Origin of the sequence: Mesorhizobium sp. M3A.F.Ca.ET.175.01.1.1, assembly GCF_004791945.1 — a bacterium.
Lineage (GTDB): Bacteria > Pseudomonadota > Alphaproteobacteria > Rhizobiales > Rhizobiaceae > Mesorhizobium.
Genome location: NZ_SRTP01000351.1, coordinates 1 through 295, shown reverse-complemented (window position 1 = coordinate 295; position 295 = coordinate 1). Strand labels below are relative to the sequence as shown.

1 protein-coding gene is annotated in these 295 nt (G+C 55.3%); it reads left to right on the top strand.

Features of this window, described 5'->3' with window-relative positions:
• Window positions 1-108: 108 nt before the first annotated feature.
• On the top strand, window positions 109-295 hold a 187-nt coding region (locus tag EN818_RS33420), incomplete at its 3' end, for a hypothetical protein (protein ID WP_210237340.1).

Below are 295 nucleotides of genomic sequence, written 5' to 3'. Positions count from 1 at the left end.
GGCCCCCAAGATTCTGACGAACTGAGTCTCCTCTTGGGTGCTAGTCAGCTATTGGCCACCTTAGCAACGAAAGGACTGACACGCTCACCCTTGCTGCGAAAGATGCTCGTGAACGGCGAGCCATCGACCTTGTCAACTTCGGATTCAATCGTCCTCACGCTCAAGACTGCGCACTTTGATGCAGTGGCGGGGAATGGGGGGTCGCTAAATGAGTGGCCGATCTTTCTCAAACACGGTGCTCCTGCTGCAGCACTCTTCCACTCCTCTCCTGAAGCGAGCAAGTGGTATCCTGTTC